The organism is Pseudanabaena sp. BC1403 (assembly GCF_002914585.1).
In the GTDB taxonomy this organism is placed as follows: domain Bacteria; phylum Cyanobacteriota; class Cyanobacteriia; order Pseudanabaenales; family Pseudanabaenaceae; genus Pseudanabaena.
Genome location: NZ_PDDM01000015.1, coordinates 126,031 through 145,172, shown reverse-complemented (window position 1 = coordinate 145,172; position 19,142 = coordinate 126,031). Strand labels below are relative to the sequence as shown.

14 protein-coding genes are annotated in these 19,142 nt (G+C 40.4%); 6 read left to right on the top strand and 8 right to left on the bottom strand.

What is annotated here, in order from left to right; translation table 11 throughout:
- The first annotated feature begins 198 nt into the window (after positions 1–198).
- Both CQ839_RS14915 and CQ839_RS14910 read left to right on the top strand, forming a co-directional pair.
- Entirely contained in the window at positions 199–426 is a 228-nt protein-coding gene (locus CQ839_RS14915) for a type II toxin-antitoxin system HicA family toxin (protein ID WP_103669077.1), read from the top strand.
- Between the two features lie 2 nt (positions 427–428).
- The gene (locus CQ839_RS14910) at positions 429–656 is read left to right on the top strand and encodes a type II toxin-antitoxin system HicB family antitoxin (protein ID WP_103669076.1); all 228 of its coding nucleotides are present in this window, start codon (positions 429–431) and stop codon (positions 654–656) included.
- 123 nt (positions 657–779) lie between these two features.
- Here CQ839_RS14910 and CQ839_RS14905 read toward each other — a convergent pair whose 3' ends face one another.
- The 3 genes from CQ839_RS14905 to CQ839_RS14895 form a co-directional block, all read right to left on the bottom strand.
- Positions 780–3,047 carry an ATP-binding protein gene (locus CQ839_RS14905; protein ID WP_103669075.1) on the bottom strand — a complete coding sequence of 756 codons (2,268 nt, stop codon included), beginning with the start codon at positions 3,045–3,047 and terminating at the stop codon, positions 780–782.
- Between the two features lie 540 nt (positions 3,048–3,587).
- Positions 3,588–9,074, bottom strand: coding sequence for an ATP-binding sensor histidine kinase (locus CQ839_RS14900; RefSeq protein ID WP_103669074.1), 5,487 nt, complete (start codon positions 9,072–9,074; stop codon positions 3,588–3,590).
- 327 nt (positions 9,075–9,401) lie between these two features.
- On the bottom strand, positions 9,402–9,794 hold the full coding sequence (locus CQ839_RS14895; RefSeq protein ID WP_103669073.1) for a gamma-glutamylcyclotransferase: 393 nt from the start codon (positions 9,792–9,794) through the stop codon (positions 9,402–9,404).
- A 130-nt stretch (positions 9,795–9,924) separates the two neighbouring features.
- Between CQ839_RS14895 and uraH the strand changes: the two genes are divergently transcribed.
- Together uraH and CQ839_RS14885 are read left to right on the top strand one after the other, a co-directional pair.
- Positions 9,925–10,284: a hydroxyisourate hydrolase gene (gene uraH, locus CQ839_RS14890; protein ID WP_103669072.1), complete on the top strand. Its 360-nt coding sequence runs from the start codon at positions 9,925–9,927 to the stop codon at positions 10,282–10,284.
- A gap of 197 nt (positions 10,285–10,481) precedes the next feature.
- Positions 10,482–12,365, top strand: a complete 1,884-nt coding sequence (locus CQ839_RS14885; RefSeq protein WP_258040746.1) for an iron uptake porin — start codon at positions 10,482–10,484, stop codon at positions 12,363–12,365.
- A 179-nt stretch (positions 12,366–12,544) separates the two neighbouring features.
- Here CQ839_RS14885 and folK read toward each other — a convergent pair whose 3' ends face one another.
- Together folK and murA are read right to left on the bottom strand one after the other, a co-directional pair.
- Positions 12,545–13,099, bottom strand: coding sequence for a 2-amino-4-hydroxy-6-hydroxymethyldihydropteridine diphosphokinase (gene folK / locus CQ839_RS14880; protein ID WP_103669071.1), 555 nt, complete (start codon positions 13,097–13,099; stop codon positions 12,545–12,547).
- Positions 13,100–13,153: 54 nt separating this feature from the next.
- Entirely contained in the window at positions 13,154–14,545 is a 1,392-nt protein-coding gene (gene murA / locus CQ839_RS14875) for a UDP-N-acetylglucosamine 1-carboxyvinyltransferase (protein WP_103669070.1), read from the bottom strand.
- 475 nt (positions 14,546–15,020) lie between these two features.
- Here murA and CQ839_RS14870 point away from each other — a divergent pair, with 475 nt between their 5' ends.
- Both CQ839_RS14870 and CQ839_RS14865 read left to right on the top strand, forming a co-directional pair.
- A complete protein-coding gene (locus CQ839_RS14870; protein WP_103669069.1) occupies positions 15,021–15,728 on the top strand; it encodes a M15 family metallopeptidase in 708 nt (235 codons plus the stop codon).
- A 509-nt stretch (positions 15,729–16,237) separates the two neighbouring features.
- On the top strand, positions 16,238–16,618 hold the full coding sequence (locus tag CQ839_RS14865; RefSeq protein ID WP_103669068.1) for an AbrB family transcriptional regulator: 381 nt from the start codon (positions 16,238–16,240) through the stop codon (positions 16,616–16,618).
- Between the two features lie 54 nt (positions 16,619–16,672).
- Here the strand turns inward: CQ839_RS14865 and recF are convergent, their stop codons facing one another.
- The 3 genes from recF to CQ839_RS14850 form a co-directional block, all read right to left on the bottom strand.
- Positions 16,673–17,803 carry a DNA replication/repair protein RecF gene (recF, locus tag CQ839_RS14860; protein ID WP_103669067.1) on the bottom strand — a complete coding sequence of 377 codons (1,131 nt, stop codon included), beginning with the start codon at positions 17,801–17,803 and terminating at the stop codon, positions 16,673–16,675.
- 152 nt (positions 17,804–17,955) lie between these two features.
- Entirely contained in the window at positions 17,956–18,282 is a 327-nt protein-coding gene (locus CQ839_RS14855; RefSeq protein WP_103669066.1) for a YacL family protein, read from the bottom strand.
- 231 nt (positions 18,283–18,513) lie between these two features.
- Positions 18,514–19,092, bottom strand: coding sequence for an EndoU domain-containing protein (locus CQ839_RS14850; RefSeq protein ID WP_103669065.1), 579 nt, complete (start codon positions 19,090–19,092; stop codon positions 18,514–18,516).
- Positions 19,093–19,142: the final 50 nt, after the last annotated feature.

The following is a 19,142-nucleotide window of genomic DNA, read 5'->3' as shown; positions in this document are numbered from 1 at the left end:
TCGCTGTAATAACCCAAAATTATTCCTTTTTTCTCTTTGTCTGAGCTTATCCTAATTTGCACAAGTTATTTATTTTTCATTCCTTACAAATAGAAGATTGGACACAGTAAATTGCTCGCTGTTTGATTTTTTTGAAGTAGCGATCGTGGTTTTAGGTATTGAGGTGCGATCGCTGTTTAGATGTTGTAAAATCAAGTTATGAGTAAGAAAGATAAACTACTTGAACTCCTAAAAAACAGCCCCAACAATGTGACGTTTGGAGACATTCGTAAACTTTTAGAGCTAGAAAGTTTTGATTTGGATAGAATTACAGGCAGTCACCATATTTTCAAAAGAGATGAAATAGTTTTAGTCATCCCAGTTCATAACAACCGAGTCAAAGCTATATATGTTAAAAGAGTCGTAGAACTCATAGAGGGAGAATAATCATGAAATATCCAATAGTAATTTATCCATGTGAAGAAGGTGGTTTTGTTGCTGAAATCCCTGCCTTAAAAGGATGCCTAGCTCAAGGTGAAACCCTAGAAGAAACCTTACAAGAGTTAATTACAGTAAGAACTTTGTGGCTAGAGACAGCCCAAAAGCATGGTCAAAAACTTCCAGATGAAAATAAGGCGATCGCCAAAGTAAGAGCTTTAAGTGCGATCGCTGTTTGATTTTTTTGAAATGGCGATCGCGATTTTGGGTTAAGAGCGGAATGTGAGGCATAGATTCGTGGTTTTTATTTTGCCCAAGGCAAAATAAAAACCCGCAGTAATCTCAGTCTTTAAGCTCAAACATTAGTTAAGATGTTTTTGAATCAATGCCTTGATCTGTTCAGTCTGAAACTTCTTTGCCAACAGAAGAATTTGCTGAGTAAAGGGTCGATAGAGATCGCTTTTTTGACCAATTTGTTCAGCTTCAACTGCTAATTTTTTCAACATTCCATTTTTTGCTAGTTCTAGTAAAAAATGTAAGTCCTCTGAAGGAGGAGGAATCAACTCTGCTAAGTCTGATACTATGTCACTAGTTGGGATTGTTCCAGTTTCGTCATACTTCCATGTCAGTTGTAAATGCTTAGCAATCAATGTAAACAGATCTTCCGCTTGTACTGGCTTTGTCAGAAAATCATCTCCACCAGCATCTAAACTCATCTGTTGATCTACCTCTGCTACAGATGCTGAAGAAACTATTACCCGTAAATGCTTCAACTCGTCAGAGTTTCGCAATTGCTTTAACATCTCAAAGCCATTCATTACAGGCATTTCTAAGTCGGTGATAATCAGATCGGGCAATTGCTGTCTAGCTTTCTCTAAACCAATTTGCCCATTTTCTGCTTCAGTAAATCTAAACCCTATTGGTTCAAGAAGGTTTACCAAAACTGAGCGATTTTCCCATCGGTCATCCACAATCAGAATATGTCGCTTAGCACCATCATAGCCAACTATTGTGCGTCCTTGACTAACTGAATTTTGTTGTCTCAAATCAGTTGCGATCGGTAGTGCCAATTCAAAGAAGAAAGTGCTGCCAATTCCCATCTCACTCTTGACTTGAATTTCCCCTCCCATCAACTGCACAATCTTTTGGCTAATGGTTAGTCCTAAACCCGTACCTTCAGCCTGTCGTTCCTGTTCTCCTACCTGCTCAAAAGCCATAAAGACTTGGTTTACTTCTTCAGGTGCAATGCCCACTCCAGTATCTATAACTTGAAATTTAAGGCGGGGAATATAAACATCTGTTTCTGCCTCTAGCACATCGACTTTGAGCGTAACACAACCTTTGTCAGTGAACTTAATTGCATTACCAAGAAGATTAATCAGTACTTGTCGAAGTTGTTTTTCATCTACCACAATACCTTCAGGTAAGTTAATGCTAGGTTGATAAATGAAACTGATACCTTTTTGGTCAGCACGTACTCGACAGATTTCAACCACGCCTTCGAGAAATGAGGATAAGTAGACAGATTTTGCTGTGAGTTCTAGTTTGCGAGCTTCGATTTTGGCGAGGTCTAACACGTCGTTAATCAAGGTCAGTAGATGGGAGCCACACTGATAGATGACATTGACTCCATGTCGTTCTTTTTCTGGTAATGCTTTAGAACGATTCAGGATTTGCGCATAGCCGAGAATGCCATTGAGTGGAGTACGGAGTTCGTGACTCATGTTTGCCAAAAAATCGCTCTTGGCTTGGTTTGCATTATCGGCAAGTTCTTTTGCCTCTTGAATAGCACTTGTATAATTTTGCTGTTCTTGCAGGAGTTCCTGCACATAACGAATCATTTGATTGATGGAATCGGCTAATACCCCAACTTCATCCTTAGTTTCTATGGGGGCTTGTAGATCGAAGTTTGATTCTCTAGTAACTTGCATTGCAATTCTATTTAGAGTCTGGATCGGACTAGCGATCGTTTGGCTTATGTATATAGCCAGAAGAATAGCAATCACAACCGAGATGCCTAAGCCAGAAAAGACTATTTGAGAGCGAATGTTTTCAGTATTGATTAAGCTTACTTCAGCCATATTTTCAAGCACTTCCGCTTGCTCATGAAATTTCCTTAACTGATCTGGAAACTCAATAAATTTGGCAAACTCTTTGCTTTTAACCAGTGTTGCTACCAAGGATTCTACTTTCTGAACTTCTATAGGATCATTACTCAGTAGGACATCAGCCTCGTCCAAAATTTTTCTAGAATATTTAGTAAAGACACTTACAGTTCCTTCATATTTTTGTAGTAGAGGATCTAAACCTTCAAGACTAGAAGGTTGATTGGACTGATTGTGATTGTTTAAGAAAGTCTGTATTTTGTCTAAGCGCTCAATAAGTTTTCGACCTTCCTGTCGAAAGGCTGAGGGGTTTGAGACAAAAGGATTGAGCTGTTTTGCTGGACGATTGTATGAGATATCAATTTGTAGATTACTGATTAATTTCCTTTGACGAGATGCATTTTGTTGAGACTGAAGCGCTTTTTGTTGATAGTAATTACCTACTGCTATTCCTATTGACGATCCTATTACGGCTATGCCGATCGCAAGTGCATAGCCGCAAATGATCTTTTCTTTAATTTTCATTTTTTATGTTTTTTGCTCAAGAATAACTAACAAGGTGAAGAAATATATAAGGCAGTTTTAAAATTGCTGTATACAAATTTAAAATTTCAAAACTATAATGAAATTAATGTTTTGTTTTTTTAGTAAATCTAAATTCACTGAATTCTATATAAAAAGTTTCTACATAGACTTCTGTATCTTGGACTGCGCAGGGTTGTCTCCCCGTAGCTAAACCTTTGTATCTCTTCTACGTAACATCAACGAATTCACTTAAAAATACTATACCCACATTTATCTTATGCAATAACATCTTTATAATTTGCAATATTAGATTGTATACCAATTCACAAAAGTGTGACAACAATTCTGTGAATTAAAAAACAAACCCTGTAAGGGTTTTAAAAACACAAAATGGCTGTACAACTTTGTGTTTTGGTATTAGAAAATGCTCGTTATCTCAAAGCTTATGTCATAGCCATTTCTCGACCCTCTAAAACCATACATAGAAGCAAAAATTGCGAATAGAACAGCAAATCTTCATCCAAAAGTCATCACATTTTACTAATTCTGGAATAAAGATACAGGTAGCTCGATCATAAAACTAGTTCCTTTGCCTAGAACAGAATCACACCATAGTTTGCCCCCATGCTTTTCGGTCACGACCTGATAGCTGATTGATAAACCTAGTCCTGTTCCCTTACCCACAGGCTTAGTAGTAAAGAATGGATCGAACAATCGCGATCGCACTTCCTCTGGGATACCTACACCATTATCTGCAATCGTAATCCTTACAAAACCTGATTTAGCTTTAGCTGTGATGATCAAGATCCTATTCGGATTGTTCTTAAGATCCTGTAAACTTCGTCCTTGATTTCCCTCTTCCAAAGCATCGATCGCATTTGCTAGCAGATTCATAAACACTTGATTAAGCTGTCCTGCACAACATTCAACTAAGGGTAGATTGCCATATTGCTTGACAACTTCAATTTCTGGTCGTTTTGCCGTACCTTTGAGACGATGTTGCAAAATCATTAAGGTGTTATCAATACCTTGATGGAGATCAATTGGTTTAAATTCTGATTCATCTAATCGTGAAAAATTACGCAACGAAAGCACTATATCTCGAATGCGATCAGACCCGACCTTCATAGATTGCAGAATCTTTGTCAGATCTTCAGTGAGAAAGTCTAAATCCACTTCTTCTAGATCGTCTTGAATTGATTGAGAAGGATGAGGATATTGAGTTTGATAGGCATTCAATAATCGCATAAGGTCTTGGATATATTGATTGACGTATGTTAGGTTGCCGTGGATAAAGTTAACTGGATTGTTGATCTCATGAGCTATCCCTGCTACCATTTGCCCCAAAGCGGACATCTTTTCACTTTGGAGCATTTGAGTCTGGGTGCGACGTAATTCTTTCAGAGTGTTTTCAAGTTGGTCATTTTTCTGACTTAATGCTTGAGTCCGTTCGCTCACTCTATGTTCCTGTTCTGCATATAAACGGGCATTCTCTAAAGATATTGCTGCTTGGGAAACCAATAGATTCAAAATTTCTAAGCGATTGCTTGTAAATGCACCAATAGTTAAGCGATTTTCTAAATAGAGGATACCGATTAGTTGTCCTTGTTTAAGGATAGGCAGGCATAAGATGCTCTTAGGCTTTTCTTGTCGAATATAGAGATCATTTGCCCAAGCACTTTGAGTGCTAGCATCGTTAATTACTAATGTTTCCAAAGTATTTTTGACGTAGCTGATGATGCTTTGCGGTATATCATTGCTAGCTGTAATAGGAACAGACTGGAAACCAGATGTTTGCGGAATTAATTGGATTTGGTCAAGATTTGCAGTGGCTTCAATTACTAAATGCTCGTTCCGAAATAACATCAGCACTGATTTTATGGCTCCAGCACTTTCCAGCAACACCTGCATAATCTGATTCAGTAATTTGTCAAGTTCAATTTCACTTGATATAGCTTGAGATGCTTTGATAATTCCAGCCATGTCGAGAACTGATGAAGTTGACTTGCTGGTTGATTGACTCGAATGGTTAGAAGTTAAGGCAAAGGTTTCATTAATCTTAAGAGAGTTAATGGTCTGCTCTAAGATAGGAGCAAGTAATTGAGGATGGCGTTTTTCTAAATCCTTAACTTTAGCTTTTGCGCCCCAACGGGCAAAGCAGTAATATGCGTCTTGCATATAAACTGCCGCAACTTTAGCTTTATTCCATGTTAGGTAGAATTTGCTAGTAAGTTCATTGGCTAAGGCTTCTTCGCCAAGAAATTTATTCGCTTTGGAAAGAAAAATTGTTTTGTCATAAAATTCAATTGCTTCAGCTTTATTTCCTAATGCTCTTTGTCGTTCTGCTTCAACTAAATACCATTTGTGCAGATGATTCATGGGAGTATTTTGAGCCCACTGGTGCAGGACATTTTGATGAATTTCTACCTGTTCCAGAATTTCTGTTCTCCTAGTTTCAGCCTCTATATGGAATAGTGCTAAGTATGTTAGGGATGCGTAAAAATGAAAAGTAGGAATATGAACTGTTCCTGACACTGCCATTAAATATGGTTGTGCTTGGTTTAGATAGGCTAAGGCATTGGTATAATTTCCAAATAAATAGGCAAGCTGAAGCTTGTAGATATAGGCATTAGCGATCGCAGTGAGTTCATTGTCTTGAAAATGCTTGGGAATCATTACTGGTTCATCGTAAATATCTCCCGTCAAGCAATCTGGCTGACTCACGACTTCTCTCAAGTTCCTTAATACCACCCGATGCATATCTAAATAGAGCTGGGGAGAATGCTGTTTTGATTGTGCCATAAGAGCACTGTAAATTTCTAGTTCATTTTCCCAACTACTTAATTCTACGCCCCCAAAATAGATGGTATAAAAATAAACAACGACACTGTAGCCAGCATGAAGAAAATCCCCAATTTCCATTCCAATCTCATAGCCCTTTTTGAGTGTCGGTAGTGTTGCTAAGAGGGATTCCTGTTGATGCTGAATAAAACTTCCAAAAATAGTTGGAATGATCGACTTGAAGTTCGACAAGTTGTATTTCTCAAGCAGGTTCAATGCCAATCGCCCAAAGCTATAGCCAGCTTTGACTTCTCCGCAAAAAGAACATAACACCATCCCGTGGATTACATACCCCACTGATGATGCTGGTGCATTCCCAAATCGAAGTGATAAACTTACCATTGTAGAGCTAAGTATGGGTAGCAAATCGGGCATCCCTTGAAAGATAGGTGAGAATAGCATCACTAAGAGCTTCATGGTTGCCTGAGTTTTGGGGTCGGTCATCACTGATAAATCAATTAGTTCTTCAATCTGTCGGTTTTGAAGTTGTTCAGTGAGATGTTGTAGAGTTTTGCTAATCAATGCATCGTTGGGCTCATTGGGAAATTCAATCCCTAATTGTCTTAATACATTTCTTCCTACTGCGATCGCCTCTAACATATTACTTTGGGCTGTTAGTGCCGTGATTTGGATTTCGTAAATTTTAATTTTCTCTAAAACTGTCTGAGCGTTCTGTAATACAAGCGTTGCCATCTGTTCCATAGCATCAAAGTCAGCATTTAAATAGGCTACTTCAGCAGCATCAACATGACAATTTAAAGTCAACTCATACTGGCTTTCCCAACAGTTTTTTTCTAATAGAGAAATCGCCGTTTGTAGATAATCCCTTGCTGCGACATAGGCTGTAGCATTTCTTGCTTTCTCACCAGCCTTTAAGTTAAGTTGAGCTAAAGTCTCCTTTTGACTCGATTGAGTTATTAACTCAATGCCCAGATTCAAATGTCCGACAATATCAAATAGCTTTTCTTCTATATCACTCTCCGAAGAATTTTGGAGCAGTAATTGTCCAATTTTGAGATGAGTGACCTTTCTCTGGGATTCTAGAATTAGGGAATAGGCAGCTTGTTGCACGCGATCGTGCAGAAATTTATAAACTGGGTTGAGTGAGGATACTGAGCTTTCAGTATTAGTATTATTAGCATCAGTACTTGCGGATTGAGTAAAGAACTTATACGCCTCTGTCGTTGGAATGATTAAACCTTCTTGCAATGCCTCCCATAATGCAGCAGCTGTATCTTCAGGTGACTTCTGACTAAAGATCGCTAATGTATGCAAATCAAATTGTGCGCCAATACAAGCAGCTAGCTTGAGTGCCTCTTGAGTTTCCATCGGCAACCTTTCCAGTTGTAGCCCCATAAACTCCACTACATCGTCAGTAAATGCTAAGTCTCTGATTTGAGCAATATCATAATGCCAATGCTGAACATCCCAATCAAAGATTATTTGCCGCTCTTCATACAACACCTTCAGAAACTGTGAAGCAAAAAAGGGGTTGCCTCGTGTCTTCTGATACACTAAATCTGACAGAGGTTGAGCATGAGTGCGATCGCTATTCAATGTATCGGCGACTAACTGATTCATATCAGTTTTGCTTAAAGCTTGCAGCGTTATTGTATTTACGACTGACTCGGTCTTTTGCAGATACTCGACCGCCAATACAAACGGATGCGTAGGAAATACTTCATTATCCCGATAAGCACCTAACAACAACAAATGTCTAGCCTCCTGCATCAACAGTTGCATCAATTTTAGGGATGCTAAATCCGCCCATTGCAAATCATCCAAAAATATTACTAAGGGATGCTCTTTGCGAGTAAAAATTTGCACAAACTTTTGAAACAACTGATTGAAGCGATTCTGAGCCGCGCTTCCTAATAATTCTGCTACTATAGGCTGCTTGCCAATGATATTTTCCAATTCTGGAATTACATCAATTAGAATTTGCCCATTATCACCCACTGCTGATAGAATCTTGGCTTTCCATGTTTGCATCTGACCATCAGGATCAGATAGTATCTGTCCCATCAAATCACGAAAAGCTTGCACAAAAGCACTAAAAGGAATATTTCGCTGAAATTGGTCGTATTTGCCTTGAATAAAATAACCACGTTGACGCACAATTGGCTTATGTATTTCATTTACCGTAGAAGTCTTGCCAATCCCTGAAAAGCCTGCTACAAGCATTAATTCAGCGTTGCCCATACTCACTCTTTCAAAAGCATTGAGCAAAGTAGAAACTTCTATTTCTCGACCGTAAAGTTTCTCTGGGATGGAGAAGTGATCGCTAATATCCCGTGCGCCCAAAGTAAAGATTTCAATATTCCCTGTTTCTTGTAATTTACCTAGACAGATTTCTAAATCGTGCTTTAATCCTAATCCACTCTGATAGCGATCCTCGGCATTTTTCGCCATCAGTTTATCGGCAATTTGGGATAAAACCAAGGGTATTTCTGGATTCAATTGATGTATTGGCACTGGTTGTTTGGCAAGATGACAATGCACTAATTCCATTGGATCATCTGACTCAAAAGGCAAGCGCCCAGTCAATAGTTCGTAAAAAGTCACTCCCAAAGAATAAAAGTCACTCCGATAATCAATCCCCCGATTCATTCGACCCGTTTGCTCTGGAGAAATATACGCTAATGTTCCTTCCAAAACATTGGGATTCTGTATTTCCTGCATTTCTCTAGGCAATAGGGAAGCAATACTAAAATCAATTAATTTTACTTGTTTACTCTCTGGGTGAATCAGAATATTGGTCGGCTTGATATCTTTATGAATAACACGATGTTGGTACATTCCGTGGAGAATTTCCACCACTTGCACGACAATGTCTAATATTTCCGTCAGTCCTAATGTCGTTTGCTGTGCATAGGTAGCAAGGGAAACGCCACCAAAGTCCTCCATTATTAATGCGTAGCCATATCCCAATGGCTCCAAGCGCAAGGGTTTGACAATACCATTAATGGGGAGCTTTTGGGCGATCGCATACTGATTGCGAAACTGCACCAATTCACTAAAACTTGGATACTCTTTCCGTAGTACCTTAATCACTACTGGCTGCTGAGTTACTGTATATATCCCTCGATACACTGCCGTGCGAGAACCCAGATACAGTAGCTCAAAGATGTCATAGCCACGGATGATTGGGAATGAATGAGAGGGGATTTTGGCTGAAATATTCATGGATCTAGACGGTAATGCCAATTTAAATGATGTATACAAAAAACAGTTAATCAGAGCTAAAGATTATCCCCCCAGATAAGCAGCATCCTAAAATTAGTATAAGTGATAAGCAAATAAATAAATTACCATTCCAGATTTGAGCGAATTGGTGGGGCAGCAAAGCCACCCCACCAATTCTGGGTTTATATACAGTGGGTTGAAGGCTCGCGACAAATTGCGTGAGTGAGTGCTAAAACAAAACAATAGAATCCAAAAGAAGAGTGGCGGAGCAAAGCTCCGCCACTCTTCTTTTGGATTCTATTTGAAGTGTGACAACACTTTATTGGTCTATGTACCTTTGTAGGCAGCCCAACCACCAAGGTGAGAGATGTCAATCCAGTTGAACTTTTCAATTAATTCCTGAGGATAGAAAAAAGCGGTGAGAACCTCTCCATCTTCTAAGTAAACATCCGTAGGATACATATGCGGAGGTTCATTACTGGCGAGATATTCAAATTCATCGTCTTTCATCTCATAGACTTCACCAGGAATGGAAACTCCACCTTCCTCCACTTCATAAATTGCAGGATGCCAACCATCACCTGCGGCATGGAGTCGATAACGTGGCTGAGTCTGTGCAGGACGGATAAACTTTGCGTCCTGTAAATTTCCATGATCAGGTTGTCCGCGCAGAGCCGAACCACAAATAAATACTCGTCTTGTCCCGTTGGATACTGTCATAAAGAGGGTCTTAGAATTTATGGATTAATCTTGAATATATTAGTTTAGTGTATACAGTATGCAATAGCAAAGTGCAATATTGTAGTATTCATTGCAAAGCGATTACTACTAAAATATTACTAAAAAAATCATGTCTGGGAAACTCTCAACTCACGTCCTTGATACAGTGCATGGATGCCCTGCTAGAAATATGCAAATTGAACTATGGGCGATCGCAGATGATGGACAAAAAAACTTACTCAAAACCCTATACACAAACCAAGATGGTAGGACAGATGATCTGTTACTGAATGAAACAGAGATCAAAGTAGGCATCTACGAAATTTGTTTTTATGTCGATGACTATTTTACAAATTGTGGAACATCTTTACCCCAACCAAATTTTTTAAATACTGTTCCTGTGCGCTTTGGTATTGCTAATGAGAGCGATCGCTACCACGTTCCTTTACTAGTATCACCTTGGGCTTACAGCACCTATCGCGGCAGTTAAAACCCAAATCAAAGAAAGGCGGCGCGAAGCGCCGCCTTTCTTTGATTTGGGTTTTAACTCGCGATAGGGCTTTGTAATCTGCAATACAGAAAGCGATCGCAACTCTAAAGTTTAATCGCAGTAATTTGGATACTGTATACAGTATCCAAATTACTGCGATTTTCCGTCTGTCGCTCATGTAAATGGTTTGAGGATTTATGTCTAAGGCTCTCAATAGTTCGCTTTCATGTCTAGCGATGTTTGTCGCGCTCTCTAATTTGTACGACGCACCCGCGAAGGCTGTACCAAAAGTTTCAGATAATTTATCTAAAGATTCATCAGCAAATTTATCGACGGCAAATTCATCAATCAATTTGTCTCCAAAGACTTCTTCATCGATTAGTAATTTAATTGATCGTCAAGAGAATGCTGTTAATCTACAGCCCAATCTGTCCACGGCTTCACCAGTTAGCAATTTTGCAGTCGATAAGCTCCCTGAGAATACTGAAGTTGCAGCAGTGACATCAGTTTCACAGCTATCTGATGTGAAACCAACTGATTGGGCTTTTACAGCTCTCCAATCCTTGGTAGAGCGCTATGGATGTATTGCAGGATATCCCGACAGTACTTTTCGCGGCAGTAAGTCTTTAGCAAGATATGAGTTTGCGGCTGGGCTGAATGCTTGTTTGGATAAAATCAATGAGATAATTTCCGCAGGATTAGCCGACAAGGTTTCCAAGGAAGATCTTGCGACTTTGCAGAAGCTCCAAGAAGAATTTGCTGCCGAATTAGCTACACTTCGTGGTCGCGTTGATGCGCTTGATGCGAAGACTGCAAAGCTCGAAGCACAACAGTTCTCAACTACGACGAAGCTCAGTGGACTTGCCTTCTTTAATCTTACTGGTGCTACTGCTGGTGGTGATGTTATTGCTGAGCGCAATCCATTAACGCCTTCAGCCTTTGCACCTCCAACTCGTGTTGGCGGAGTTCCTTCGCGCGTGACAACCCAACGACCTAACATTACATTTGGTTACTACCTGTTCTTAAACCTGACAACATCTTTCACAGGTAAAGATGCCTTGGTTACCCAACTGGTAACAGGTAATGGCAACTCCCCAGCTAATAACTTTGTATCTGCTGGCTATACCAACTCTTGGGGAACTCCATTTCTTGATCAGACAGGTGTACCAACTGCCAACGTATTCAATATCCGTGAGTTGTTCTATAGTTTCCCTGTCTCTAGTAACGTTAATGTCGCGATCGGACCTCGTTTGAATTTCTATCGCTATTTTGATAGCAACCGTTTTACTAACTTCTTGACAGGGGCGACTAGCTTTAACTCAAATGGAAGTACTCTATCAAATGCCGTCGATCGTGGTTCGGGTGCAGTTGTAACTTGGACGATCAATCCACAGTTCAGATTTACAGCAGCCTATTTAGGAGAAAATACAGAGTTTCTTACTGCTCCTAACAACAATACATCCAGCGATCCTCAACAAGGACTATTTGGTGGAACCAATACTCTCAGTGCTGAGTTAGTCTATTCACCAAGTCGTGATGCTAACATTCGTCTCTTGTATACCCGCTCCAATATTAAAGCTAATGGAGGTCGCATCAGTGGTGCAACGGCTGAACCTTTGCCCTATGGGTTCGCGGATGATGGTGTGGGTGGTGCAATTAACAATGCTACTGCTGATACAATTATCTTGAACTTTGATTGGTTGGTTACCAAAGGATTTGGGGTATTTGGTCGCTACTCATATGGTAGTACCAATATTTCGCCGATCAATCCTGCTGTTCAAGGTGGTAGCGTTAATGTTAATTCATTTCAATTTGGCTTAGCATTCCCCGATTTGTTTAAGGAAAGTGCTTTGGCTGTGCTTTCTTTTGTTGTACCCCATAGCTATAGCAGTGGACGCAATTTCTTGCTCTCTGGTGGTGGTGATGGCGCTACTCAATACGATTTAGAACTTTCTTACTATTATCCAATCAGTAAAAATATTGCGATCGTTCCTGCGTTCTACGCCATTTTCAATCCCAATAGTTTCTCAACTAACCCAACTGTATTTGTAGGTAATCTACGCACTCAGTTTAGTTTCTAATACCAAAACACAAAGTGGCACAGCCATTTTGTGTTTTTAAAACCCTTACAGAGTTAGGTTTTTAATTCACAGAAGTGTTGTCACACTTTTGTGAATTGGTATTAGGACATAAAAACCAAGAATTGATTGGTGGCGCTTCGCGCCGCCAATCAATTCTTGGTTTTTTGGCGACAGGTATATCATGCGCCTCGTAACGGGAGCTGATTAAATGTAGCCAAATTAGAAATAGCAATAGGATGACTTAAATCAAGATCGAGGGGATTTTTAGCGAGTTTACTGATCGGCACACCCGCTATCGGATGAATCCAATCGGAAGCAATTTCCGCTAAAGGTAGTAACACAAAAGCGCGATCGCACATTCGGGGATGCGGTATTACTAATTCAGGAGTATCAATTTGGCGATCGCCATAAAGCAATAAATCTAAATCGAGAGTTCTTGCCCCCCAACGTTCTCGGCGTTCGCGACCAAACATTTGCTCAGTATAGAAAAGTGCTTGTAAAAGTTGAAGCGGCTGAAAACTGGTTTTTAAAATTGCACAACCATTTATATAGTCAGGCTGTGGGGCAGAGTTTGGCAGAGTGATCGCTTTAGTGCGATACCAGCGGGAAACGCTAATTATCTCAATTTCGGAAAAACTTGAAAGTTGTACGATCGCTGAACGGACAATTTTTTCGGAGTCACCTATTTCACTGCCCAAGTTACTACCTAAGGCGATCGCGCAAAGCTCAGTCATGCAATTTAATGTCAAAAAATAATAAAGACGCTGCTATGCAGCGTCTTTATTGAATTATACGGGAATCGCTTCAGTTGTGCGATAAAGCTTCGCGCCAACATTGCGCAACTTTTCTTCGATGCGATCGTAACCGCGATCGAGGTGATGCAAGCCCATGACAGTGGTTTCGCCATCGGCAGCTAGACCTGCGATAACCAGTGCAGCCGATGCACGTAGATCGGTTGCCATAACGGGAGCGCCCGACAATTGGGGTACGCCAGTCACTACTGCCACATTATTTTTAAGGCGAATATTTGCGCCCATACGATTAAGCTCAGCAACATGTTGCAAGCGGTTTTCAAATACAGTTTCGGTGACTACGCCATTACCTTCGCAGATGGTCAGTAAAGCCATAAACTGCGCTTGCATATCGGTAGGAAACCCAGGATAAGGCAAGGTTTCGATATCGACAGCACGATAGTTGTCGCCACCAATAACCGTGATCATATTGTCAGAATCTTGGCGCACGGTGACACCGATATCTTGCAGTTTAGAAATCGCGGCAGTAAGGTGCGCAGGAATCACAGGCGACATCGATAAGGTCGATCGCGTAATCGCAGCAGCAACCATGAAAGTTGCCGCTTCAACGCGATCGGGAATCGCTGTGAAATCAGCAAAATGGAGCTTTTCGACTCCATCAATGATGATCGTACTTGTACCTGCACCTCTAATTTTTGCTCCCATCGCCATGCAAAGATCGGCTAGATCGACTACTTCAGGCTCCAGCGCTGCATTCTCAATAATGGTTTGTCCCTCAGCAAGGGTCGCTGCCATCATCAAGGTTTCAGTTGCACCGACACTTGGGTAATCAAGATAAATCTTTGCGCCTTGCAAGCGTCCATTGGGACTCATTGCATGGGCGTGAACGATACCATGATCGATCTGCACAAATGCTCCTAGAGATTGCAAACCACGCACATGCAGTTCTACAGGACGCGCACCGATCGCACAGCCACCTGGGAGAGGAATTTTTGCTGATCCGAGTCTTGCTAATAGTGAACCGACTGCAAAGAAACTAGCTCTCATCTTACTTACTAATTCATAAGGTGCAGAGTTTGTTGTCAAGTTGCTGGTATCGAGATCGAGAACTTCGCCATTACGGGAAATTTTTACACCGAGGGTTTCGAGAATGTCGCTCATGCGCTGCACATCAGCGAGGTTGGGGACATTCCGAATACGGCATCCTTCTGAGGATAAAAGTGTACCTGCCATGAGGGCAAGGATGGAATTTTTTGCACCACTAATGGGGACATGTCCAGACAATTTCGATTTGCCAATGATGCGGAGGACAGGGGCGTTGAGTTCGATTTGTTCCATTTGAGAAGATTCGAGAGTGGTTAAGTCGATAGGCTCAATGATTTGTGAAGCAAGTTGTGAAGCATTACCGAGATCCATCGTCGATTGCATAGGCTGTAAATTGTTGGTTGTAGTTGTATTGGTTGAACTATTTGCGTAAACGATCGCCTTATCCTCCTCACATCAAAAATAACGTAGCCAAAAGTTTAGCGGAGTATATCCGATAAACTGTTAACTTTTGTACGCTAAGTGTATTTACTCATTATTAATGATTGAGCCGTATATGGCAATTTAGTCAAAAGTAATGCAGTAATTCTAATAATGCGGTTAGCGTCTTCATTTATTCGCGCTCCAGCCGATCCTGATGTAGGGGCAAAGCATTCCCACAGAAATCTATGCTTTTTAGATTATTTTAATCTGGGAATGCTTTCCCCAAAAACTTGTAACGCAGGGACAATATGTCTACGAAAGCGCAAAGGGCTTAGCATTTGCAGATCGGTTTTTCTGTGATGCGTTAAAGAATTGTGGCGCAAATGCTAAGCCCCTACAGCCTTACTTTTTCTTTTAATAATAATTACTGCAAATCATGTCAAAGCCATATCAAAGAATTTCGATCGCTGAGTGCAATGAGCCACTGGTGGCAATTCCAGATGACATCTTTAAAATCAATCCTCATCCATACATGTCATTAGGCGCACCCTACGGCGATCGCTCTCCTTTTTTTGTGCGTCAAGGCATTTTAGAAAAATTACAAAAATCTCAAGCCTATTTACAAACAATGTACCCCAATTATCAAATCGCAATCTTTGATGCCTATCGCCCAATTCCTGTACAGCAATTTATGGTGGATTACAGTTTTGAGCAGTTAGCCGAAAGTAAGGATTTGGAAGTAAAAGATCTTACTGAGGAGCAAAAAAATTCACTTATGGCGGAAGTGATGAAATTTTGGGCAGTTCCTAGCCACGATCCGAAAATGCCCCCTCCTCACAGTACAGGCGCTGCGATCGACGTAACCTTGAATATTTCCCCCGTCAAATGCGGGGGGAATATTCAAGAAATCAATATGGGTTCACCGATTGATGAGATTAGCGATCGCTCTGTACCCAATTATTTTGCCAGTTTCCGTAATGCTCAAGCGGTGGGGTTTAATCGCGATCGCGAATTGTTAAATCAGGTAATGACCCATAGCGGTTTCCAGCGACATCCTAATGAATGGTGGCACTTTTCCTATGGAGATCAACTTTGGGCATGGATTAGCAACGAGCAACTTGCGATTTATGGAGGAGTTATGTAAAAGCCCAAAAAAAGTTTGCTGGAATTAGATAATTCAAGAGAAACTCCAGCAAACTATCTATTCTCATAAATAAATTAAGATTCTTATTTAGCTGTCCTAATTCATTTGTATATTCATTTGTAGATGCTTTTGATTTGAGTAAGACTGTGCATTTGGGGCACTATTATTCAAATTACTTAGGGTTGTTATATTGAGTAATTGATAGATATCCACTCAGGAGAAATAATGAATTTTTCCTGCTTAACATGGTTTGTATTTTTTGAGGTTTCAGATTGATATAAATTTCCTTCATGATTTCCTCAAAATTCTATACTATCAAAATTAATTTTTTACTTTTACCTTAATAGCTCCTCACCAAATTGTTGTTAGTCAAGTTAGTTAATTAGATATAGATGATAGTTATCAGTAAAAATAAATAGGTTGTATATGTTCACAAAAAAGTTTGACTATTAGTACAATTATCTTAGATACTAATGTACAGTTATTAAATTTTAAACTGTTAAGAACAAATGGCAAAAGTTAAACAACCAGTTCAACTGTCTGGTGATGCATTGTTACAGAAAGTCAAAGAACTAGAACATCTGTCGAAAGAAGAAAAAGCTAAGGCTTGTGGATATGCCACCGTTACTAAGAACAATCAAGCCCGCGTTAACTTGATGAAGTTTTATAATGCCTTGATGGAAGCTGATGGTGTGGAGCTTGAAGCGAAAGGTAGTGGCAAAGGTGGGCGTAGTGCTAGTTACCGCGTTAGTGTACAAAAAAATGGTAACCTACTAATCGGCTCAGCATACACACAATTGATGGGTTTACAAGCTGGTGACGAGTTAGAAATTCGCCTTGGACGTAAACATATTCATCTGCGTCAAGTTGGTGCAGATGACGAAGAATAATATTTAAAACAAAAAAAACACAAGCTTGCAAAGCAAGCTTGTGTTTTTTCTGTTTTAAAATAAAATTTTGCCACTTTCTACTTGAAATATTCGGGCAGAATTTAGCCATTGAGCATCAAACGAGCCCAGATGAGTAGTAGTAATTATTGTCTGAACGCGATCGCCGATCGCATTCAGTAAATGATCTTGTCTTTGCAGATCAAGCTCAGCTAGTACATCATCTAACAGTAATAATGGTGGTTCTCCAACTACTGATTCTAGCAATTCTAACTCAGCAAGTTTTAGCGCCAGTACTAAAGTGCGTTGTTGCCCTTGTGAGCCATATTCACGCGCAGGCGTAGCATTAATTGTTAGCGAAACCTCATCACGATGGGGACCAACTAAGCTGGTGCCTTGATGTTGCTCAACTATCGCTTTCTGCAAAAGTGCCTCAAAAAAAGCTTGATGAATATGTTCAACTGTATCCGTCGGCGAGAAGGCAAATTTGGGAACGTAAGTAATCTCTAAATGTTCACTGCCACCGCTAATCGATTGATGCCAAGTATGGGCGATCGGCGTTAATCTTTCCAATAAACGCGATCGCCTTCTGATTAATCTTGTCCCCGCAGTTACTAGTTGAGCATCCCAGAGCGACATTTGTTGTGGTTCATATTGGATTTGCCCTTGTTTGATGGACTTTAATAAAGCATTGCGCTGCCGCAAAACTTGATTATATTGTTGCAAAAGATTGATATAAATCGGCTCTAATTGAATTAATACTGTATCCAACCAATTGCGCCGACTCTCTGGACTACCCCGCACCAAATCCAGATCTAAACTCGAAAACATGACTGCATTCAGGTTCCCCAAAAAGTCCAAATGCCTTGCTTGATTCACCCCATTTACATTTAAAGTCCGCTTGCCACTAGTCCGCATTCGCATCAATAATTCTATGGGATAGCTTTCAAGCGATCGCGATCGCTGACAAGTTGCGATAATTTCACCGATCGCCTCACCATTTCGCACTAAGTCGCGATCTTTACTCACACGATGCGATCGCAAAGTCGCCAATAGCAAAACTGCTTCGAGCAAGTTAGATTTACCCTGAGCATTGTTGCCCACGATCACCGTCTTGGGAGCGGTGAAGTTAACTTCTTGATCGATGTAGTTGCGAAACTGCTTGATGTGGAGAGATTTAAGATACATGCACGCAGATGATCCAATTGGCAGACTTTCTAGCATAAACCAAGAACTCAAGTTCTTGGCTGAAAGCTAAAGTCGGTTGAAACCGACTGAAGAAATTTAATCCGTTTCAACGGGTTATAGCTTTTAGCCCGCACTTGAGTGCAGGGCTATGGCTAAGCAGATTGTAAAAATTTCAAGCAATCCTCTAAAGCTTGTTTGAATTCTGCTAAGGGAAGTTCTAGAGTTAACTCGGCTTCGCTAAACTCATTCCAGAGCATTGCTCGGTCTGCTGTAAGTTTTAATCCGTAAGCATTACCAATTCCTTCTAACTGAATGCGATCGCCTATTTCAATCTCTGCGATCGTGACTAAAAGATCTTCACATACAGCAGCAACACCTTGAACTTCTGATTGAAAATATTGGCTGAGTAGCTGATATTGAGACTCCGTATCAGCTTTAAAATAGCCTTTCGCATCTCGATAGAATTTGATATTGATCATTTTATGCTCTAGAGGAAATGTTGTGAATGAGAAAGTAACTTGTTTTGTATTACTTCTAGCAGCCTGTCGGAGAATCAGATTTCTGCCAAATAAGATTTACTGTAGGGTGCGTTAGCCATAGCGTAACGCACTCTCTAGCTTTGACGGTGCGTTACGCTTCGCTAACACACCCTACTATTAAAACTAGATTCCGTACCAGTCAACGCATCGGGCGGGACAGAATCTAGCTACTTACCTACGATAAATGGGATAGGCGGTGGTAATTGTATTTGTGACTTGATTGTAATAGCCTTCGATTTTTAAACCACTTGGGGAAGTGCCTTGCCAAGGTTCTTTAGATTTGTTAGATGAGGCGAAAGCACTTTGGATTTCTGACAAGACTTGAACCTGAGACCACTGATCTGGGAAAAAAGTAGAACTGGACAACTTGCTAACCCATTGACCATTAGCGGGGTTACGGATTTCGACGCGACCAATATAAACACCTTGTCTATTAGGCAAGCCTGTAAGCTTGACCATTCTGGCGTTATTGCTATCTTTGCCATTCGGACGATGGTGATAACCAACTGCTAAACCTCGGCGATTAATTTCTCCCTGAAAGATATGAGCTTTGTTAATCGTCAGCGCTTTAGCAACAGGAGCTTTAGCAACAGGAGCTTTAGCAATCGTTGTGTAGCTGTAGTTTTGGACGATAGTCGCTGAATGCTGAGTTTGAGGTGTGGTTGCTTGTGGACTCAGGAAAACAGTGCCAAATATCGCCCCCAATGACGCAAACCCAACTACTAACTTAGAAATCATTGCATTTGTCATATTTTTATTTGAAGCTATTCTAAAAATTGAGATAAAAAATTGAGATAATC